Here is a 20,612-nt window from a genome sequence, read left to right as displayed (position 1 = left end):
CAAGGTCAGGCGGTGAGGTTTAACCCGATAGCGGCGCTGGCTTGCGCTTTGTGCCCGGTTCCAGCCCTAGCGCAATCTGCGCCTGTCGCGATCACCATCAAAGCCGATGGCGCTGGGCCGAAAATCAACCGGAATATCTTCGGTCAGTTCGCTGAGAACCTCGGCGCTGGCATCTATGGCGGTGTCTGGGTGGGTGAGGAATCCCCCATACCCAACGTGCGAGGCATTCGGAGCGACGTGGTTCAGGCGCTGAAGGCGCTCAAGGTTCCGAGCGTTCGTTGGCCTGGCGGCTGCTTCGCGGATGAATATCAATGGCGCGACGGCATTGGACCGCGTGCCAAGCGCGCGGTCACCGTGAACGGCAGCTGGGGTAACGCGCTCGAGAAGAACGACTTCGGCACGGACGAATTTTTCGACTTCCTCGACCAAATCGGATCTGAGGCCTACATCTCCGTCAACATGGGGTCAGGCAGCGTCAAGGAAGCTGCTAGCTGGCTTGCCTATATGACCGCCGACCGTCGCACGACGGCGGGAGCGGAGCGCGCCGCGAATGGTCACCCCAAGCCCTATCGAGTCAAGTTTCTGGGTATCGGTAACGAAAGCTGGAGCTGCGGCGGGGCGTATAGCGCCGACTATTATGTCGATGAGATGAAGCGCTACGCCAGGTTCACCCGCAACCTGAACCTGGAGCAGCAAGGGACCGACAACCCGGCCGGTGGCTCGATCGCCGGGTCCGATCCGATGCAGCGGATCGCAGTCGGTCCGGGAGGACTGGATACCGCCTACACCGAAACGGTAATGAAAGCGTGGAAGGGGCACGACTGGAGTTGGAGCATCGAAGGGCTCTCGATGCACAATTACACCTGGATCAGCTGGCCTCCGTCCTTCTCGAGCATCAACTTTGGTGAGCGTGAATACGCCATGCTCATCAAGGACACGCTGAAAATGGAGGACATGATCCGCGTCCATTCTTCGGTGATGGACAAATATGATCCCGAGAAGAAGGTGTCGCTGGTTATCGACGAGTGGGGCGTGTGGCTCGCCAAGCTTCCAGGTAGCAGAGATGGCTTCCTGCATCAGCAGAACTCGATTCGCGACGCCATCATTGCTTCGATCAATCTGAACATGTTTGCGCGACACGCCGATCGAGTGCGAATGACCGCGATCGCCCAGATGGTGAACGTCCTTCAGGCGATGATCCTGACGGACGGCCCGAAGATGGTGCTGACCCCCACCTATCACCTTTTCAAGATGTATGTTCCTTTCCAGGGCGCCAAGCGATTGCCGATCAGCTTCGATGCCGGAACCTACAAGTTCGGCGAGGTGAGCGTGCCACGCATCGATGCGATTGCTGCGCGTGGCACGGACGGAAAGCTGTGGATCGCGCTCACCAACGTCGATCCCAACAAAATTGCAGACATTGATGTGGCGCTCGAGGGCATTCGAGCGAAGCGGGCATCCGGCACCGTGCTGACGGCGGCGCGGGTCGATGCCGTCAACACCTATGACAAACCCGACGAAGTTGAGCCGCAACCGATTTCCGCCAAAGTCACAGGCGGGCGGCTGAAAGTGACCGTGCCGGCCAAGTCGGTGACGGTGCTGAGCGTCACCGAATGATGGTCCTCATCCTAGGTGGAACGCCCCTCTGCTCGAAAGTCGCGCGTCTCATATGAAAGCCGTTTTTGCGTTGGCTGCTGCAGCAGCGGCTATCCAGCCGGTCACGCCGGTAGCGGGCTTGGCTCAAACCCATGCCGTCGCCGCGGAGGTAGCGAAGCAGCGTCTCATCGTCTTGAGCGACATAGAAGCCGATCCTGACGATACCCAGTCGTTCATCCGCCTCTTTCTCTACGCGAACCAGATCGACATTGAGGGGCTGGTCGCCACGACCTCCACTCACATGAAAACGGCGATTCACCCGGATTCCATCCGGCGGATCATTGATGCTTATGGGAAGGTGCAACCAAAGCTGGCACTGCATGAGCCGGGATTTCCGACTGCGACAAAGCTGACATCTTTGGTGCGTGAGGGGCAGCCCGGCTACGGCATGGCGATGGTCGGCGCCAAGCATGATACAGCCGGCTCGCGCCTCATCATCGAGGCATTGGACCGGAACGATCCGCGGCCGCTCTGGGTGTCCATATGGGGCGGCGCAAACACGCTGGCGCAAGCGCTCTATAGCATCAAGCAAAACCGATCGCCGGAAGATCTCAAGCGCTTGATCGCCAAGCTTCGGATTTATACCATTTCCGACCAGGACGACAGTGGTGCCTGGATCCGCAAGACTTTCCCTGATCTGTTCTACATCGTCAGTCCCGGGGGCTATGGCGCGGGCACATGGACGGGCATTCACGCCCACATCGATGGCGCGGATAATAACGTTATTTCGAACGACTGGCTGCGCGAACATATACAGCAGGGGCATGGTCCGCTCGGCGCGATCTATCCGGATGTTGCCTATGGGATGGAAGGGGACACCCCAGCCTATCTCTCACTGATCCCTAATGGACTCAGTGCCCCGGACCACCCGGACTGGGGCGGATGGGGCGGGCGCTACGAACTCTACACCCCGTCGAAGCAGATGACGGACCCATCGGGCTTTACGGGTGGCGTGCTGATCGAGCCGGAGACCCGGCCAATTTGGACGAACGCCACCGACGCCGTCACGCCGCTGATCCGCAATCCGGTGGGCAGGGCGATGATACCGGGCGACCGTTCTTACAAGGATTTCCGCGGCACACTGTGGCGATGGCGACCGGACTTCCAAAATGACTTCGCTGCCCGGGTGGATTGGTCGACCAAAGCTTACAAGGACGCCAATCACCCCCCCATCGTGAAGCTCGCAAGCCCGGCCTATATGACGGTGAAGAGCGGGCAGCGCTTCGTTCTGAGCGCCGTCGGATCGACCGATCCTGACGGTGACAGCCTCAGCTACTACTGGTTTCATTACCCGGAGATCGGTGGCTGGAGCAGCGCGATTGGATCCGGCATTTCGCCCAACATCCACACGGTCGATTTCACCGCGCCTAAGGTCGATGCTCCTCGCGAGGCGCACTTCATCCTTGCCGTGACGGACAAGGGGTCTCCTCCACTGACGCGCTACGCCAGGGTGATCGTCACCATCGAACCTTGAATGATCCAACCGTCGGCCGGCTGAAACTGACGGCATCCGCGCTCCAAGGGCAACGCAACAAAGGTGCAATTCATATGATACCGTTCTCCCGCTTGCTTGCCATGAACCTTGGGTTGTTCGCTGGGCTCATCATGGCAGCTGCTCCGCCGGCAAAGGCGCAGGTGGGCGCGCCAGTCATCCAGACCCGCTTCACCGCCGATCCGGCGCCTATGGTCCATGACGGCGTGGTCTATCTATACACCAGCCACGACGAGGACGACGCCTCGGGCTTCAAGATGCTCGACTGGCAACTCTACAGTTCGACCGACATGGTGAACTGGACGGATCGAGGCACGGTCGCGTCCCTCAAGACGTTCCCATGGGCTGTGCAGACCAATGATGCCTGGGCACCGCAGGTGATAGCGCGCAACGGCAAATTCTACCTTTACGTCCCCATCAGCGTGCCCGGATCGCCGAAGAATGTCATCGCGGTAGCCGTTGCCGACAAACCCGAGGGGCCGTTCACGGATGTGCTTGGCAAGCCACTGATCGCCGCCCACGACGGCTTCATCGATCCGACCGTCTGGATCGACGATGACGGGCAAGCCTATCTCTACTGGGGCAATCCCGACCTTTGGTATGTCAAGCTCAACAAGGACATGACGTCCTATGCCGGCCCGATCACCAAGGTTGATCGGATCTTCGATTATCAGGAAGGGCCGTGGTTCTATAAGCACGACAACCGCTACTACATGGCTTTCGCCTCGACCTGCTGCTCTGAAGGTATCGGGTATGCGATGAGTGATAAGCCCACCGGGCCCTGGATCTACAAAGGGCCAATCATGGATCATGATGGGCGCGCCACCGGCAACCATCCCGGCATCATCGACTATAAGGGCGGCTCTTACCTGTTCGGATTCAACTACGAACTGAACTTCGCAATGACGCCGATTCATCACGAGCGGCGCGCCGTGAGCGTCGCGAAGTTCGAATATAACGCGGATGGCACCATCCCGAACCTGCACTGGTGGGATGTCACTCAAGCACCTCAGATCGAAACGCTCGATCCTTACCAACGGGTGGAGGCAGAGACGATTGCGTGGACATCCCGCATCAAGCGTGATCGGGATCGCCGCTATGACTGGGCACCCGGCGTCACAACCGCGCGCAACGCGCAATCGGGCGTCTACGTGACGCGCACGCTGGACCGCACTTACATTAAAATTGCCGGCGTGAACTTCGGGCCGACGAGTCCTCGACGCTTTGTCGCGTCTGTCGCGAACGGTGTGCCAGGCTCCAGCATCGAACTGCACCTGGATCGCGTTGACGGACCGGTCATCGGGACGCTTCAGGTCGGCGAGACCGGCGCAACGGGACAGTGGCAAGAGCGCGGCACCTCCATCAGCGGCGCGGTGGGCAATCGTGACCTATACCTGGTTTTCAGGGGCGCCGGTGATCGCGCACTGTTCGATTTCGACTATTGGCGCTTCCTCAAATGATCCCGAGCTAAGCGGGCATGGCATCAAAGCGGTCGGGCGGACGCCTGAACTTTCGCCGAGAAGAGCAATCTTGATCCTGAGCACGATCGGCGCCTTGCGCGAAGGCATCGATCTCGGTCTGATTCTGATCGATACGGCAGAAATGTACGCTGAAGGCGAATCCGAACGCCTCGTCGGAGAGGCCATCCAGGGCAACCGGGATCAGGTTTTTCTCGTAAGCAGGGCCTATCCGCAGAATGCTTTGCGCGATCGCCTGCCCCCGCGTTTGCAAGACGAGTCTGGCACGGCTCCGCACCGACCGGTCTGACCTCTATCTGCTGCACTGGCGGGGCGGCGTGCCGCTGGCCGCCGCAGCGCAGAGCGTTGTCGCATGAATCCCGACGCGCTCCGATAAAAGTCGGAATTCCGATCTCGGAAAGGTCGGAATGTAAAAAGGGGCCGGAAATCTTCGGCCCCTTTTTCCTAGTATCGCAAAGCCTTGCGTGGTGACCCCGACTGGATTCGAACCAGTGGCCCTCAGATTAGGAATCTGATGCTCTATCCTGCTGAGCTACGGGGCCCCGCGCGGGGGTGTTGATACTCGGGACGAGGGGCATGGTCCAGAGTGGTTTGGCGATGCCGTGCCGCCCCCCTTCCCATTCAGTTGGCCAGTTTCGGGGGCACCACGGGGAAGGGAAGCGGGGCGACGGGCACGCCCTCCTCGACCAGGGCCTTGGCCTCGGCCAAGCTGGCTTGGCCATGGATTTGCGTCACCGGCGCCTCGCCCTCGTGCATTGCGCGGGCGCGGTCGGCAAATGCGGTGCCGACCCAGGTCGATTTTTCCAGCGCCTTGGCCTGCACCTGCGCCAATTGCTCCAGCGCGGCCTTGATCGCTTGCGGGGACGGCGCGTCGGGCTTGCTGTTCCCCTTGGCGGCGATCTGCGGCGCCATCACCGCTTTTTCGATCGCGCAGTCACCGCAGAGCGGGCATTCGACCTGCTCCGCCGCACGCTGTTCGGCATAGGCGGTCGAGGAGGCGAACCAGGCCTCGAAGACATGGCCGCTGGTGCAGCGCAGATCGAAGACGATCATGCCAGCGTCACCGGCCCGATCGCGCGGCGATGACGGATCGCCGGCAGGCGCTCGCGCACCGCATCGACCTGCGCGCCGTCGATGCTGGCCAGTCCCAGGCCCGCCGCGTCACCCATGTCGAGCAGAACCTCGCCCCATGGCCCTACGACCAACGAGTGGCCGTATGTCGTGCGGCCGTCCTGATGCTCGCCGGTCTGCGCGGCGGCGACCAGATGGACACCCGCCTCGATCGCGCGGGCCCGCAGCAGAATATGCCAATGCGCCGCGCCGGTCGGCCGAGTGAACGCCGCCGGCACCGACAGGATCGTCGCCCCCGCCTCGGTCAAGGCGGCGAACAGCGCCGGGAAGCGCAGGTCGTAGCAGATGGCGAGCCCCAGCCGACCAACCGGCGTATCGACCACCACCGGCTGCTTACCAGCCGCATAGGATGCGGATTCACGCCAGCTTTCGCCGCTCGGCAGATCGACGTCGAACAGATGCATCTTGTCATAGCGTGCGCGCACGGCGCCGCGATCGTCGATGACATAGGCGCGATTGGCCAGCCGCCCATCCTCACGCCGGATCGCCAGCGAGCCGAGATGCACCCACACGCCATGCTCGGCCGCCGCCGCGCGGACCCGCGCGAGCACCAGATCGCCTTCCTCAGGCATCAGCTTGTCCGCCGCCCGCGTGCGATCGCGGTCGATCAGCCCGGACATTTCGGGCGTAAACAGCATCGCGACACCGCGCGCCCTCGCCTCCGCGATCGCCCGTTCCAGCGTGTCGGCATTGGCGGCGGGATCGATCTCCGCCGTCATTTGCAGCACGGCGATGTCGGTCATGCCGACAGGAGCGGGTCGAGCCCTCCTCGCCTGTCGAGTGCGGCCAGATCATCCGAGCCGCCGATATGCTGTCCGTCGATAAAGACCTGCGGCACGGTGGTGCGGCCGTTCGCCCGCTCGATCATTTCGCCGCGCTTGGGGCCGCCCATGGTAATGTCATATTCCTCGGGCTCGACGCCCTTGGAAGCGAGCAGCGCCTTGGCCCGGGTGCAATAGGGGCAGAACGCCTTGGTGTAGATTTCGACCTTTGCCATGATTGTCAGGTGTGTCGCACAAGGCCGCTTGTCAATCGCCGCCGTCCCGATCGCGGTCGATCACCCGGGCCCAGCACAGGATCGCGACCGACGCCGCGCCGGCGCGCAGCAGCGCACGGACACAGGCGCCGGCGGTGGCGCCGGTCGTATAGACATCGTCGACCAGCACGATATGGCGCCCCACCACGGCCTCGCGATCATGCACGCGAAAGGCCGACGTCACGGCCGCCCGGCGCTGGCGCGGCGACAAACCTCGCAGCAACGGGGTCGGCTTGATACGGACCAGCGCATCGCGGGCGACGGGCACGCCGGTACGCTTCGACAGCGCGGCGGCGATCAACACCGCCTGATTGAATCCCCGCCGCCACAATCGCCAGCGATGAAGCGGAACGGGTACCAGCAACTCGGCCCCCGGCGGCATGCGGCGTGCCATCGGCCCCGCCATGGTGTCGGCCACGCCGATCCGCCCGCCATGCTTCAGCCGGATCGGCAATTCGCGCGCGATCGGGCCATAGGCGACCGCGGCGTAAATGCCCGCATGGGCCGGGGGATCGGCCAGACAGGGGCCACAGCGCAGGGCGGTACCGCCCTCTCCCGGCATGCCGCAACCGGGACAGCCCGAGGCATCCAGAAACCGCAACCCGCCCCAGCAGGCGGCGCAGAAACGGTGATCGTTTTCCACCGGCTCGCCACATCCGGGGCAGCGCGGCGGCAGCGCCCATCCGATAAGGGCACCCGGTACCGCCCGCAGTCGCGAGACCCAGTCCGCCGCAAATCCCGGCCTGTTCATGCGCCCCGCCCCATGGATCGACTTGTTCCCGATCGCACAAGCGCGCACAAGCGCCGCCGTGATACCGCCCGCCATCTTCGACCGTTCCGCGCGCCGCCTGCGTCGCGACCGCGCCCAGCCCGATTATGCCGCACATGATTTCCTGCGCGCCGCCATGCTGGACGGCATCGCCGAGCGGCTGGACGCGGTGACCCGGCCGTTTCGCGACATACTCGACCTGGGTTGTTTCGATGGCGCGTTCGTGCCGCCGCCGGACGCACGGGTGGCCCGGGTCGATCCCGGCTTCGCCTTTGCCCGAACCGCGCGGGGCGTGCAGGCGGATGAGGACCGCCTGCCCTTCGCCGATCGCAGCTTCGACCTGGTGGTCAGCGCGGGGGTGCTCGACCAGATCGACGACCTACCCGGCGCGCTGGCTTTGATTCGCCGGGTGCTGCGCCCCGACGGGCTGTTCCTGGGCGCGTTCGTCGGCGGTGGCTCGCTGCCGCGTCTGCGCGCCAGCCTGCGCCAGGCCGAAGCGGAGCGGCCGGTGGCACGGCTGCATCCGCAGGTCGATGTGCGATCGGCCGGCGATCTGCTGATGCGCGCCGGTTTCACCCTGCCGGTCGCCGATATCGAGACGCTCGACGTGCGATACCGCGATTTCGGGCGGCTGCTGGGCGATCTGCGCGGCATGGCGGCGAGCAATATGCTGGCCGAGCGGCGGCCGATCACGCGCGCAGGCCTGGCCTCGGCGGCGACGGCGTTTGCCGGCATGGCCGATCCGGATGGCCGGACGGCCGAGCAGTTCAACCTGATCTTCCTGACTGGCTGGGCCCCCGATCCGTCGCAACCCCTGCCCGCCAAGCGCGGCAGCGCGACCGCGTCGCTGGCCGAGGCGCTGCGCGTCCCGCCCAAGCAGGATTGATCAGGCGATCATCGATCCGCCGCGGTCGCCCGCCAGGATACGGCCCATCGCCTCGAAGAGCTGGTCCATCGCCACCGGCTTGATGATGACGTCGTCGGCCCCCGCGCCCAGACAGCGTTCGCGCAAATCGACACCGCTGTCGGCGGTGATCACGATGATCGGCAATTCCGCCTTGGCATCGGCACGCGCGCGAATGTGGCGAATGGCGGTGATGCCATCCATCCCCGGCATGCGCAGGTCGATCAGGATCATGTGATAGGTTTCGCGATCGATCATATCCAGACCGATCTCGGCGCTTTCCGCCTCTGCCATGGTCGCGCCGGCGACATCGAGCATGTCGCGCACGACCCGGCGGTTCATGCGGTCATCCTCGATGAAAAGGACGTTCATCGCCCTTCTCCCGTTGCGCGGATGCGTGGCTGATAGAGCGCGATCATGAATCCGCCCTAACGATCATGCCGCTTGCGTTACAAGTGGGCGTTGATCGGTTTGCGGTGAGGCGTCGAACAACATGCGGATCACCTCGCCTCCCGCGACCGGCTTTGCGATAACCTTCATCAATTCCGCTCGAAGAAATTCGTTCCGGTCAAAGGGTTCGTTCTCGGGCCACAAGAGCGCGACCGGCATGGGCCCCGGCAAGGCGTCCAGAATGGACACCAGTGCCGTCGTAACGCCGTCGTCCCGGATCGCACTGTCGTCGATGAGGACCTGGGCGACGCCGCCGTCACGCAACCGCGCCGCCGCCTCTGCCGGCGATCCCGCGAAGACGACCCGGGCGTGAGCGGCGGCCAGTTTGGTCCACATCGCCCGGCGGATCGGATTGCGATCGACGATCAGCAACAGCGGCTGTTCGGGTTCGCTGGACGACGGCACCGGCTGTTCGACCAGGGGCAGCGACAGGGTGAAGTGCGTGCCATGCCCCAATTCGCTGTCCACCGTCACATCGCCGCCCATCGCCTGGGCCAGACGCCGACAAATGGCCAGCCCCAGGCCCGTGCCGCCGAACTGGCGGGTCGTGCTGGCATCCGCCTGGCGAAAGGCCTCGAAGATTTCCTCCAGCTTTTCGGCGGGGATGCCGATGCCGGTATCGCTGACCCGAATCGAGACACCCTTGGACTGGCGGCTGACGGACAGGTCGACCCGGCCCTCCGGCGTGAATTTCAACGCGTTGGACAACAGGTTGAAGACGATCTGGCGGATGCGTGCCGAATCCCCCATCACAATCGTCGGACAGTCGCGAAGGTCTGTGGTGAAACCGATACCCTTGGCCGCCGCCTGATCCTCCCACAGGCGCGATGCCTCGCGGATCGTCGCGGCCAGATCGAACGGCGCCTGTTCCAGCGTCAGCCGGCCATGCTCGATCTTCGCCACATCGAGCAGATCGTCGACCAGCGCACGCATGGTCAGGCCGGCGCCGTGCATCACCTCCACCCGCTCGCGCGTGTCGGACGACAGGCGGATATCGGCCAGCATCACCTGGGTCATGCCGAGAATGCCGTTCAGCGGCGTCCGGATCTCATGGCTGGTGGTGGCCAGAAAATCGGTCTTCACCGCCAGCGCCTTTTCCAGCCGATCGTTGGTGATCGCCAGATCGCCATGCGCCGCGCGAATCCGGTTGCGGCTGCGCCCCAGCGTGAACAGCCAGATGCCGAGCAGGCCGAGCACGACGATGATCGCCCCCACAGAGCCGAACATGATCAACCGTTCGGTACGCAGTTGCTCGCGCTCGAAAGCGATATTGCGCTGAAGATCGGCCGCCTTCATCCGCGCGATGCGCAGTTCCTGATTGGCGAAGTCGAACCGCGCGCTCATCAGCGCCAAATTGGTCGAGGTCGCCAGCCGGGTCGATTCGTCATCGATCCGCTTCAGGGCCTGGAGATGCTTGAGCGCATCCGCCGTTCGGCCGGTGGCGGCGTAGATGCGATAAGCCGTCTGATGGGCATCCCGCTGCGACACCGGCGTGGTGGCGAGGTCGACGCCGGCAAAGCTCTCATAGATCGCCCGCGCCGCCGCGGCATATTGCCCGCGCTGGAACGCCGCCTGGGCAGCAATGCTCAACAGGGCGTTGCGATCGGCGGGGTCGGCCTCGGGATCGGCCTGTCGCGCCCGCACGATGGCGGCGTTGGCGGCATCCACCCGGCCCAGCCGCAGTTCGCCACGCGCGATATTGCGCCAGACCTGCGCCAGCAGAGCCGGACTATTCAGTTTCTGGGCCAGCTTTCGTGCATCGCGCAACTGGACAAGCGAGTCGGCGACGCGCCCCAATTCGCCCAGGGTGATCGATCGGTTGTTCAGAATCACCATGCGCAGCGAGTCATCGCCGAGATAGGTCGCGCGGGCTTGTTCCAGATATCGCAACGCGGAGGCGTAATCCTTCCCGTCGATATAGAGATTGGCGATCTGAACCAGCGCACGGGCCTGGCCGCGCGGGTCTTCGCGATGCTGGAACACCCGATAGGCGAATTGATAGGATGTCAGCGCACCCGCGATATTCCCGCTGTCGGTATCCAGGCTTCCCTTCGACAGCAGCACATTGCCATGCAGTTCGGAGCCCGGCGCAAGCTTCTGGGCGATGGCCAGCGCGTCCAGGATATCGGCCCGAGCCGCCCGATCATCGCGTAGCCGGATGCGCGCCTCCCCCCTCAGCCACCCGGCGGTGGCCAGCGCCAGCGCACGCGGCTGTGCCTGATCGATCCGTTCGGCGATGCGTCTTGCGCGTTCGGCCTGGGTGATCGCCTGGTCCGGATCGCGCAACATCTCGGCCTTTGCGGCGTCGACGGCGGCGTCGAAGGCCGGAGAAACGGATGCACGTGCCTCGGCCCCTGCGATCAGCAGGGCCAGGGCGACGATCGCGACCCTAAGCGCGCGCACGGGCTACGAAGCGCCCCAACGACAGGGGAGCGGCCTGCGCAATCACCGCCTGATGCGTCTGTTCGTCGAGGAACTGACAAAGCGCATCGAAGCCGATCGGCCGGCTGATCAGATAGCCCTGGACCATGTCGCATCCCATGACGGTCAACAGCGCGAGCGCGGCGGGCGTTTCGACCCCCTCGGCCACGACTTCCATCTCCAGCGCATGCGCCAGATCGATGGTCGAGCGGACGATCAGCGGATCGCGATTGGAACTGGTCAACTGGGTGATGAACAGCTTGTCGATCTTCAGTTCGCAGGCCGGAAGCTGCTTCAGATAGGATAGCGACGACAGGCCCGCGCCATAATCGTCGATGGCCAGCGCGATGCCGATATCGACGAAGGTCTGAAGATTGGCGATCGCGCTTTCGGGATCGCGGATCACCGACGTCTCGGTGATCTCGAACCCGACGCTGGCCCCGCTGTCGGTCACCAGCGCGCAGGCCTGGCGAACAAAGTCCCGGTCGCCGAGCAGAACGCCCGAAATATTGATAAAGATGCGCTGCTCATGCCCCCTCGCAGCCAGGCGGCGTTGATCGGCGATCACCCGGCGGATCGTCCATAGCGTCAGCGGCGCGATGATCCGCGATTCCTCGGCGACCGGAATGAATTCGACCGGCGAGATCATGCCATGTACCGGATGGCGCCAGCGAAGCAGCGCCTCGATGCTGCACACACGCTGCTGCCGCACATGCACCTTGGGCTGATATTCGACGAACAGCGCGTCGCGTTCGATCGCTTGCGTCAGTTCCCGTGCCAGCGTGATGCGATCGAGCCGGTCGGTCCGGACGACCAGATCGCGCACGACCGAGCGGCATTCGATATGCGCATCGGCCAAGGCCTGCTCGGCCTCTTCGAGCAGGCGGATATCGTCCTCATGCGGATTCGTCGCGGTGGCCGCGCCCAGCACGGGCTCGATCCCGCATTCCTGCCCCGCCACCGTGAAGGGGCGTGCCAGGGCCGTACCCAGCAGCGCCAGATTCACGTCCAACGCGGCACGCTGCGGCGCCAGCATCATAATCTCGATCTGGGTGGTGCTCGTCGCTCGTACCGTCGCCTCGGGGAACAGTCCCGCGACTCGCGCCGCCACCGCCTCGGCCAGCATGGCGCTCTGCTCGCGCCCTACATGCCGCCGCAGCATGGCGAAATTGCCGATCGCAACCAGGATCAGGAATTGCCAGAACGGTTCATCCGCCAAACCCTGCGGGTCGTGGGCCACGGGGGCGGCGGTGCCGGACGCAAAGCGAGAAAGGTCGTCGTTCACGACACCAATCTACCGGGCATGGTTAAAGAAGGCGTTAACCCCGTTTCTCGGCTTGCGACAAACCGTTACCCCGAGCGCCGCCAATCCATTGCGATATGGTTAATTTAGGATTAACTATATTTCCGCGCTCTTAAGGGCGTCCACAAGGGAGAAAACCCATGCTGAAGTTCATTCTTGCGCTGATCTACGGCGAGACGATGCGCCCCTGGTAAACATAGGTTATGGTATGAAGCGATTCGGATAGAATAGGTCCGAATCGCTTCATGCTTCTTGATTGTTCACCGTGGATTTTTTCTCGTCCGTTATCGGACCAGATCATCCGCCAGCCGCATCATGAAGGCGGCCCCCCGCTCCATCTGCGCGATATCGATATATTCATCCGGCTGATGCGCCTGGGCGATCGAGCCCGGCCCGCAGATGATGGTCGAGAAGCCCGCCCCCTGAAACTGCCCCGCCTCGGCGGCATAGGGCACCGCGCGCGCCGGCCCGTTATCTCCTGCCCAACCCCGCGCCAGACGTTCCGCCATCCCGTCCGGCTCGGGCGCGAAGGATGGGGTGCGGGAGCGTCGCTCCACCAGCACCCCTGCGCCGGAGAAGCGCGCCGACAGCTTCGCATCCGCCTCCGCACAGGCCGCGAAGAACGGCGCGAGCAGCGTTTCCGGTTCCTGCCCCGGCAGGGTGCGCAGATCGAAGGCGAAGCGGCATTCGCGCGCCAGGATATTGACCGCGGTACCGCCATTCACCTGCCCGATGGTGAGGGTCGCGTGATGCGGACAGAAGGGGCTATGCGGATCGCCCTCGCCTGCCAGGCGATCGGCCAGATCGGCGAGCTGCTGCATCAGCCGCACCGCGACCATATTGGCTGAAGCCCCCAAATGAGTCAGGCTGGAATGCGCCTCGTGCCCCGTGACGGTCACGATCCAGGTGGCGATGCCCTTATGCCCGCTGACCACCACCATCTCGGTCGGCTCGCCCACCACGACGGCGGCGGGCGACGGCACCTCGCGGGCGATCTCGGCGATCATCGACGGCGCGCCCAGGCACCCGACCTCCTCATCATAGGAAAAAGCGAGGTGCAGGGGTCGTGCGCCCCCCTGTTGCGCCACATAAGGCGCAACCGCCAGCGATAGCGCTAGAAACCCCTTCATGTCGCACGTACCCCGCCCGAACAGCCGGTCGCCGCGCCGGGTCAGCCGCCACGGGTCGCTGGTCCAGGGCTGGCCATCGATGGGGACGACATCGGTATGCCCCGACAGCACGACACCACCGCGCTCCATCGGACCGATGGTCCCGTAGAAATTGGCTTTGGTACCATCATCATTGGCGACTCGCCGACCGGTCACGCCGATCCCGGCCAGATGCCGCTCGACATAGGCGATCAGATCAAGATTCGATTCGCGCGACGTGGTGTCGATCGCGATCAGGTCGGCCAGGATGGCGATGGCATCGGCGGTGAGGCGGTCGGGCGTCATGCCGCCATCCTGCCCCATGTTACACCCTTGTGAAACCCCGAGGCGGGCGGCTCAGGCTGCAGGGCTCGAGCCGCCGCGGCATCAGAAGTCGCGCGAGTAGCGCAGCGACCCCGCCGAGCCGCCAAACGAACCCGTCTGAGTCAACAGGCTGAGCGTCCGGGTCAACGCGATCTGCAACTGCGTAGCGGTGAAGCCGCGCGCGTCGGTGACGATCTCCACATAGATATTGTCGGTCAGGTACTTGCCCGCCGCCAAGCTGGTGCCACGCCCGGTCGCCTCATCGGCGCCCAGTACGCGCAGGCGGTCGAACCCGGTGGCCGAGCGCAGCTTGCCGAGCGGATTAAGCCCGCCGCCCGAGCCCCGCAGCGAGTTGAGCGCTGCCGCCAACTGGATCGCCTCGGTCGCGGAAAGATTCTCCGGGTTGGTCCCGAACAGCAAGCGGCTGAGCACCTCGTCCTGCGGCAGGGTCGGGGTCGAGGTGAAGCTGATCTGCGGACGCTGGCCGGTGCCGGTCACGTTGATCACCGCCGTGATGCCATCGGTGGTCGTCGTCGCCTGGATATTGATATCCGGATCGGTCAGCGCACCGCCCCGGAAGCGGACCGTGCCGCGATTCACGTCGAACCGCTTGCCGGCGAAGCTATAGGTGCCACGCACCAGATCCAGGCCACCATTGATCGTCGGCGCCGCGCTGGTGCCGCCGACACGCAGGTCCATTTCCCATTCGGATTCCAGCCCCATGCCGGACACGAAGAGCTGGTTGTTGGCTCGCACCCGCAGATCGAGGCGGAACAGACCAGCCGGCTTGGGCGGTGCCGGCCGATCGGTGGGGCGGGCCACGCGAATTTCGCTGCGCCGCCGCACGCCGGTCAGTTCGGGTACTTCGGCCTGGCCCTGGCGGATGATCTGATAGCGCGCATTGGGCACGGTCAGGTCGCCCTGGATCAGCCCGCCATCGCGGCCATTGGTAATGCGGATCGTGCCGCTGGTCGTCGCGGCCAGCGCATCGCTGTCGGCCAGCCGGGCATTGTTGAGCTGCGCCCGGATATCGATGGGATAGCCGCTGTCCGCCGCCAACCCGATCGAGCCCTGCGCCTGGATGCTGCCCTCGCCCGCCTTGGCCTGAAGCCGCGTGATCTCCAGCCGATCGTTGGTGAAGCGACCCGCCAACTGCATGTTGGTCAGCCGGGTGCCATAGGCCTCATTGTCATAGGTCAGATTGTCGGCGCGGATCAGGCCGTTCAACTGCGGCGCGGAGACACGCCCGCCGAAATCGGCGGCGACCGCAATCGGCCCGCTGAGCTGCTGGTTGGGCAGCGCGGCGAAGGAGAACAGCACCGAGGACGGGCCGTTGTAACGAATTCCGCCCGACAAGGGGGCCTGCATCAGCCGGTTGACCCAGCCGCCATTGCCCGGCGGCAGCGGCCGCAGACTGGCGACCATGCGCCCAACCACCGTCTGTCCGCGACGGATCAGCGCGCGCGCCTCGCCGCCATCGGGGACCAGCCGGCCTGCGAACACGACATCCACCGCCTCGGAGACCGCCGACAGGCCGGTCCGCCGGAAATTCGCGATGGTCAGCCGGGCCTCGGCGCTCGGGAAGCTGGCATCACGCGCCTGCGCGAAGTCGAGCGCGCCGCTGGCCTGCCCGGAAATGCCGAGATTGGGGACAAAGGCGTCGAGGATGGAAAGCTGAAGCTGATCCAGCCGCGCCTGGACATTCAGGCCATTGCCATAGGACCCCGCCATCAGCACCGAGCCACGACCGAAATCGATCCGGGTGGGCGACAGACGCCACGCACCCTGATCCTGCCGGATGCGCGCGGGCGCAGCGGTGCGGAAGCGAATGCCATTGGCCTGGCCCTGCGCCGCGACCAGATATTCGCTGGGCGACAGGCGGGCATTGAGCGCGACATTGAACGGGATGCTCGACGATCCGGTCAGCACCGCCTGCGCCGTGCCGCGTCCGCCGGTATAGTTCACCTTGGCGCGGGCCGACTGGATGACGATCTCGCCATAGCGGGTATCGGCCAGTTGCGCGTCGGCGACGATCTGCGGCGCCTTGGGCAGCATGACCACGCTGGCGTTCACGATGGCGCGGCCAATGGTGAAATCGACCATGCCGGGGATACGCGCATTATAGGCCCGCGCGGCGATATCGGCGCGTTGGTTGCCCCCCTGATCGGCGAGTTGGACGCGGCCGTTGATCCCTTGTCCGGCGAATTGCAGCGCGCCGGCGAACGGCCCCGCTGCCGTCTGCACCACGCGGCCCGTGGCATTGATCCCGGCAAAGACCAGGCTGCGGATATCGATCGCCAATTGCCGCCCGGTGCTGACCAGGACATTGGCGGTGAAGGGGCCATAATTGGTGTCGCCCTTGGCGTTGACGGCATAGGCGCCGTTCTGCCCGACGATCCGCGCTTGCAGATTGGCCAGCCCCACGCCGACGCCCGGTCGGGGCGCGCTCAGCACCACCACTGGATTGGTCTGCGATCCCGTCACCCGCGCGGTCAGGGGGCCATATTGGTTGGAATAGGCATCGGCCGATACCGCCAGCGCGCCCGTCGCCGGATCATAGCGCCCTTGCCCGCGCGTGACGCGGAATTGCGGCGCGGCAAGGCGCAGGCCGCTGAAGGTCACAATGCCTTGCGGGCTATATTCGACATCGGCGCGAACGATCGCATTGCCGCCCAGGAAATTGCGCGCGCCCTCGTTGAAGATCTGCGAGGTGCGCGCGACGACGCGCCCCTTCATCCCGAACCCGCCAGACGTCGCCACCAGATTGGCGTCGGTGGTCAGGTTGATGATGCCGATGCTCTCGACCCGGTAATTGTTGACCCGGCCCTTCAGCGCGCCGGTGTACCGGCCGGTCTGGAGATTGGCGACGACGACTGCGGTCGCATCGATATTGTCCGACCGGATGCGCAGGTTATCCGACAGGATATTGGGCATGGCGACCGCGAAGTCGCCCTGGATCGCGACATTGTTGGTCAGCCCGCCGACCGCCGCATTGAGCCCGGCGATCCGCTTCGCCCGCGCCTTGACCGGCACCAGGATTCGGTCGGCATTCACCTTGGCCAGACCCTCGGCATAGAGATTCTCGACCGAGGTTTCGCCAAAGCCGAGCGACGCGGCGCGGATCTTGTAATCGACCGTCGGGGTTGCGAAGGCACCGTCCAGCACCACGCGCGCCAGCACATCGCGCCCGCGCAGATTGGGGGCGATCGCGCCTGGCGTCAGCAGCTTGGCATCGACCGCGAAATCGCCGAACCGGCTATTGGCGAGATCGAGCAGGCCGCCCGCATCGACCATCAGCGCCGCCGAGCGCAGCTTCATCCGCGTATCGGCGCGACGTTCGTTGAGCGTGGTGTCGATCGCGACCTGCAACGCCGGCGCGGTCAGCCGTTCGACCGGCCCCTCCAGATACAGGCCCGGCCGGGTCACGCCGCGAATCTCGATATGCCCGTCGCGCGCGGTGCCGGTCAGGTTGGCCAGCTCGCCACCGCCCAGCGTCGCGATGGCGCGACCATTCCACGCCTTCCAGCCGCCGCGTCCGTCGACCGCCAAGGTCAACGGCGCCTTCAACCCCGCCATCGACGCTACGACGCCGCCGGTCGGTGCCGTCAGCTTGACGTCCACCGCCAGCCGATCGGCATCGGGCACAGCGTCGAGCATGAGCCGCAGCCGGTCGCCCCCGGCGATGCCGGGCCCGCGCAGCGCGTCGGCGCTGGCCGTCACTTGCGCGCGGCGGTCGGCGATATGCACCTTGCCATCGATCGCCAGCACATGGCGCTGCCCCGTCACCGGCGCACCGATCACGAAGCGCTTCAGCGTCAGCCGGTTCACATCGATGTCGAGATCGGGGAGCAGCGGCGCGTTGGGATCGCTCGGCGTCGGCTTCAGCTCGGGCTTGCGCGCCAACGTGACCAGGTCGGCGCTGAGCGAGCGGACGTCGATATGATTGTTGGTATAGGCAAAGGGCCGCCAGTCGACGTTCAGCCGGGGGCTTGACAGGAACACGCCCTTGGGATCGCTGACGCGCAGATCGACCAGGCTCATCCGGCCATAGAGCGAGCCCTCGATCCGTCCGACCTTGATGTTCAGGCCTGAGGCGGTGGTGTAGCCGCCCAACTGGTCCGCGACGAAGCGACGGCCGGGATCGGTATTGATGCCCAGCAGGATCGCGCCGACCAGCAGGATCAGGCCCAGAATGGTGAAGCCGATCCATTTCAGCACACGCTGCCACAGCGGGCGGCGGACGATGACGGTTTCGGTCTGGGTTGCAGGCTCCGGCGACATGCTCTGTTCGTCCGCCATCAGAAAGCCTGCCCGATCGAGATATACAGCGCCACCTTGCCGTCACCCGGACGCGGGTTCAGCGGGGTCGCGACATCGACGCGCAGCGGCCCGAAATTGGTGTAGAAGCGTCCGCCGATGCCCGCGCCGAAGCGCAGATCCTTGCCGGTCGGCAAGGTGCTCTCATAGCTGTTGCCCGCATCGACGAAGGGCACGATGCCGAAATTGCCGAAGCGATAGCGCGCTTCCAGCGCGAATTCGTTCAGGCTGCGTCCGCCGACCGGATTGCCCTGCGGATCGAATGGCCCCAGCCGCTGGAAGCCATAGCCGCGTACCGAGCCGCCGCCGCCGCCATAATAGCGCCGCGACGGGGCGAGATCGTCACGCTCGATACCGAAGATGGCCCCCGCCCGTGCGCGGCCCGCGATCACCAGGCTGTCGTTCAGCGGATAGTAGAATGTCCCCTCGACCATCGTCCGCGCATAGGGACGCACCGCCCCGCGCACCGAGGTTTCGGGGCTGAGGTTCAGTTTCAAGCGATAGCCGCGCGTCGGATTGAGCAGATCGTTGGACTGGTCGAACACCACCTGCCCCGGGATCGCGGCGATGCCATAGGTGCCGCGCCGCCGTTCGCCAGCCGCGAAGTCATAGACGCTTTCGTTGGTGCCGGTCAGTTCACCGCCAAAGGCATAGGTAAACTTCTTCTGCCAGATCGGCGTCGAATCATAGCTCCAGCGGAAAGCGACGGTGCCGATGAACGCATCGAACGCGTCGTAATTCTGGTGGCTGGCCGAGGCGATGACCTGGAACGTCCGGTCGCGCCGCCCGGCATTGGAGCGACGGAAGGTGCCGCTCAGCCCCTGTTCCTGCGTGCCCGCGATCACCGAGGCGATCAGCGCGCCTTCGGGCGGGAAGAGGTTGCGATGGGTGAAGCTGGCCTGCGCGCGCACGCCCTGCCCGGTCGAATAGCCCGCCTCGCCCGACAGGGTCCGTGCAGGCCCCTTGGTCTGCGTCACCTGCAGGTCGATCGCCTCGGTGCCGTCGGGGTTCATGCGCCCGGTCCGCTTGGGTTCGACCGCCACGCCGTTGAACAGACCGGTCGCGACCAGCGCATTGCGCAGATCGTCGGTCAGCCGCGAGTCGTAGAGCTGCCCTTCCTCGAAGCGCGGGAAGACGTTCAGATGACCGAGGTCGAAGACCTTGTCCCCGGTCGTCGTCAACTGTCCAAAGGACGAACGCGGGCCGGTGTCGACCGGCAATGTATAGGCGCCGACCGGCTCGGGTCCCTGATCCTCGAGCAGGATATCGCGGTCGCCCAGCTTGACGAAGGGATAGCCGCGCTGCGGCAGGACCAGACTGACATTGGCCTCGGCGCCTTGGATGCGCGCCGCCTCGATCGGATCGCCGACCTTGAGCGGCAGGTTGGAACGGACCAGGTCGGGCGGCGTCGTGGGATCGGCCTTCACCGTGATCGACGACAGGCGATAGAGCCGCCCCGGCGTCGCAGTCAGCAGAACGTTCAACCGCCCCGCCTGGCCCTCGCCCTGATCGGTGCGCTGGAGCGTCGAGACGGCGGTGGCATCATAATAGCCAAGCGACTTCATCAGGCGCACGGCCAGCGCCTCGTCCTCGCGCGCCCGTGCCGACACCTGGGTCGCGTTGCTCGCCTTGCCCTTGCCATCACGCAGCGCGGAGAGCGACCGGAACTCATCATCCAAGTTCAGCTCGGCCAGCCCGCGTACTTCCATATCGTACCGGATCTCCGGCGCGCGATCGCCCTTGATATCGGCGGCGGTCTGGAGCGGGGTCGAATCGAAGCTGCTGAGCGGGGTTAGCGGCTGGGCCAGTTGCGGGTCTTCGGGCGCGACCGGGGCGATCGTATCGCCGGTGGCGAGCGGCTGGCTGGTCGTGGATGCGGGCAGCGGCGGGGCGGTCTGGGGCGTGGGAATCGCTGTCGCCGACGGCTGGGTCGCTTGCATGGTCGACATCGCTTCGAGCGGCGCGTTGATGTCGCCGCTCAGCGGCGGCAGCGCGGCGTTGAACTCGGCATCGGGGACGATTGGCGCATTCGCCTGGGGATCACCGCCCTCGCGCACCTCGCGGGGCAGATCGGGCCCACGGGCCGGCGCGGTGCCGGGCTGTGCCATCTGGGATTGGGCGGGAGAAGCGAAAGAGGATGGAACAACCAGCGCGACTGCAAGCCAATAATGTCTACCGATCCG

General features: G+C 65.1%; 14 protein-coding genes, 1 tRNA gene and 1 pseudogene. 5 read left to right on the top strand and 11 right to left on the bottom strand.

Annotated features, from left to right (window positions below):
• Positions 1 to 12 precede the first annotated feature (12 nt).
• The 4 genes and pseudogenes from SP6_RS15175 to SP6_RS15160 all read left to right on the top strand — a co-directional run.
• On the top strand, positions 13 to 1,617 hold the full coding sequence (locus SP6_RS15175; protein WP_042469339.1) for an alpha-N-arabinofuranosidase: 1,605 nt from the start codon (positions 13 to 15) through the stop codon (positions 1,615 to 1,617).
• A gap of 52 nt (positions 1,618 to 1,669) precedes the next feature.
• A complete protein-coding gene (locus tag SP6_RS15170; protein ID WP_007405084.1) occupies positions 1,670 to 3,130 on the top strand; it encodes a DUF1593 domain-containing protein in 1,461 nt (486 codons plus the stop codon).
• Entirely contained in the window at positions 3,127 to 4,608 is a 1,482-nt protein-coding gene (locus SP6_RS15165; RefSeq protein ID WP_197939283.1) for a glycoside hydrolase family 43 protein, read from the top strand. Before SP6_RS15170 ends, SP6_RS15165 begins: the two co-directional genes overlap by 4 nt.
• A 67-nt stretch (positions 4,609 to 4,675) precedes the next feature.
• Positions 4,676 to 4,979 (top strand): annotated as a pseudogene (locus tag SP6_RS15160) (aldo/keto reductase); the annotation flags it as partial.
• A gap of 112 nt (positions 4,980 to 5,091) precedes the next feature.
• Here SP6_RS15160 and SP6_RS15155 read toward each other — a convergent pair.
• The 5 genes from SP6_RS15155 to SP6_RS15135 form a co-directional block, all read right to left on the bottom strand.
• A tRNA-Arg gene (locus tag SP6_RS15155) sits at positions 5,092 to 5,168 on the bottom strand.
• 79 nt (positions 5,169 to 5,247) lie between these two features.
• Positions 5,248 to 5,679, bottom strand: coding sequence for a DUF1178 family protein (locus SP6_RS15150; protein ID WP_007405054.1), 432 nt, complete (start codon positions 5,677 to 5,679; stop codon positions 5,248 to 5,250).
• Positions 5,676 to 6,500 (bottom strand): carbon-nitrogen hydrolase family protein, encoded by an 825-nt coding sequence (locus SP6_RS15145; RefSeq protein ID WP_007405141.1) that lies wholly within the window; start codon positions 6,498 to 6,500, stop codon positions 5,676 to 5,678. Before SP6_RS15145 ends, SP6_RS15150 begins: the two co-directional genes overlap by 4 nt.
• Complete coding sequence (gene grxC, locus SP6_RS15140) at positions 6,497 to 6,754, bottom strand: glutaredoxin 3 (protein ID WP_007405102.1); 258 nt, start codon at positions 6,752 to 6,754, stop codon at positions 6,497 to 6,499. Before grxC ends, SP6_RS15145 begins: the two co-directional genes overlap by 4 nt.
• Before the next feature lie 31 nt (positions 6,755 to 6,785).
• On the bottom strand, positions 6,786 to 7,544 hold the full coding sequence (locus SP6_RS15135; protein WP_037568634.1) for a ComF family protein: 759 nt from the start codon (positions 7,542 to 7,544) through the stop codon (positions 6,786 to 6,788).
• A gap of 58 nt (positions 7,545 to 7,602) precedes the next feature.
• Between SP6_RS15135 and SP6_RS15130 the strand changes: the two genes are divergently transcribed.
• Positions 7,603 to 8,448, top strand: coding sequence for a class I SAM-dependent methyltransferase (locus SP6_RS15130; RefSeq protein WP_007405134.1), 846 nt, complete (start codon positions 7,603 to 7,605; stop codon positions 8,446 to 8,448).
• Here SP6_RS15130 and SP6_RS15125 read toward each other — a convergent pair whose 3' ends face one another.
• From SP6_RS15125 to SP6_RS15100, 6 genes are all read right to left on the bottom strand, one after another.
• Positions 8,449 to 8,838: a response regulator gene (locus SP6_RS15125; protein WP_007405091.1), complete on the bottom strand. Its 390-nt coding sequence runs from the start codon at positions 8,836 to 8,838 to the stop codon at positions 8,449 to 8,451.
• 63 nt (positions 8,839 to 8,901) lie between these two features.
• A complete protein-coding gene (locus tag SP6_RS20155; protein ID WP_007405144.1) occupies positions 8,902 to 11,319 on the bottom strand; it encodes a tetratricopeptide repeat-containing sensor histidine kinase in 2,418 nt (805 codons plus the stop codon).
• Positions 11,306 to 12,622 carry an EAL domain-containing protein gene (locus tag SP6_RS15115; protein ID WP_007405065.1) on the bottom strand — a complete coding sequence of 439 codons (1,317 nt, stop codon included), beginning with the start codon at positions 12,620 to 12,622 and terminating at the stop codon, positions 11,306 to 11,308. The genes SP6_RS20155 and SP6_RS15115 overlap by 14 nt, the downstream gene beginning before the upstream one ends.
• 302 nt (positions 12,623 to 12,924) lie before the next feature.
• A complete protein-coding gene (argE, locus tag SP6_RS15110; protein WP_037568704.1) occupies positions 12,925 to 14,094 on the bottom strand; it encodes an acetylornithine deacetylase in 1,170 nt (389 codons plus the stop codon).
• 81 nt (positions 14,095 to 14,175) lie between these two features.
• Positions 14,176 to 18,411 (bottom strand): translocation/assembly module TamB domain-containing protein, encoded by a 4,236-nt coding sequence (locus SP6_RS15105; protein WP_007405077.1) that lies wholly within the window; start codon positions 18,409 to 18,411, stop codon positions 14,176 to 14,178.
• Positions 18,411 to 20,537 carry a BamA/TamA family outer membrane protein gene (locus SP6_RS15100; protein WP_007405080.1) on the bottom strand — a complete coding sequence of 709 codons (2,127 nt, stop codon included), beginning with the start codon at positions 20,535 to 20,537 and terminating at the stop codon, positions 18,411 to 18,413. The genes SP6_RS15105 and SP6_RS15100 overlap by 1 nt, the downstream gene beginning before the upstream one ends.
• Between the last annotated feature and the right edge of the window lie 75 nt (positions 20,538 to 20,612).

It is taken from the genome of Sphingomonas paucimobilis NBRC 13935 (assembly GCF_000739895.2).
Lineage (GTDB): Bacteria > Pseudomonadota > Alphaproteobacteria > Sphingomonadales > Sphingomonadaceae > Sphingomonas > Sphingomonas paucimobilis.
The sequence above is the reverse complement of the archived record's forward strand: the minus strand, read 5'-3'. Positions and strand labels throughout refer to the sequence as shown.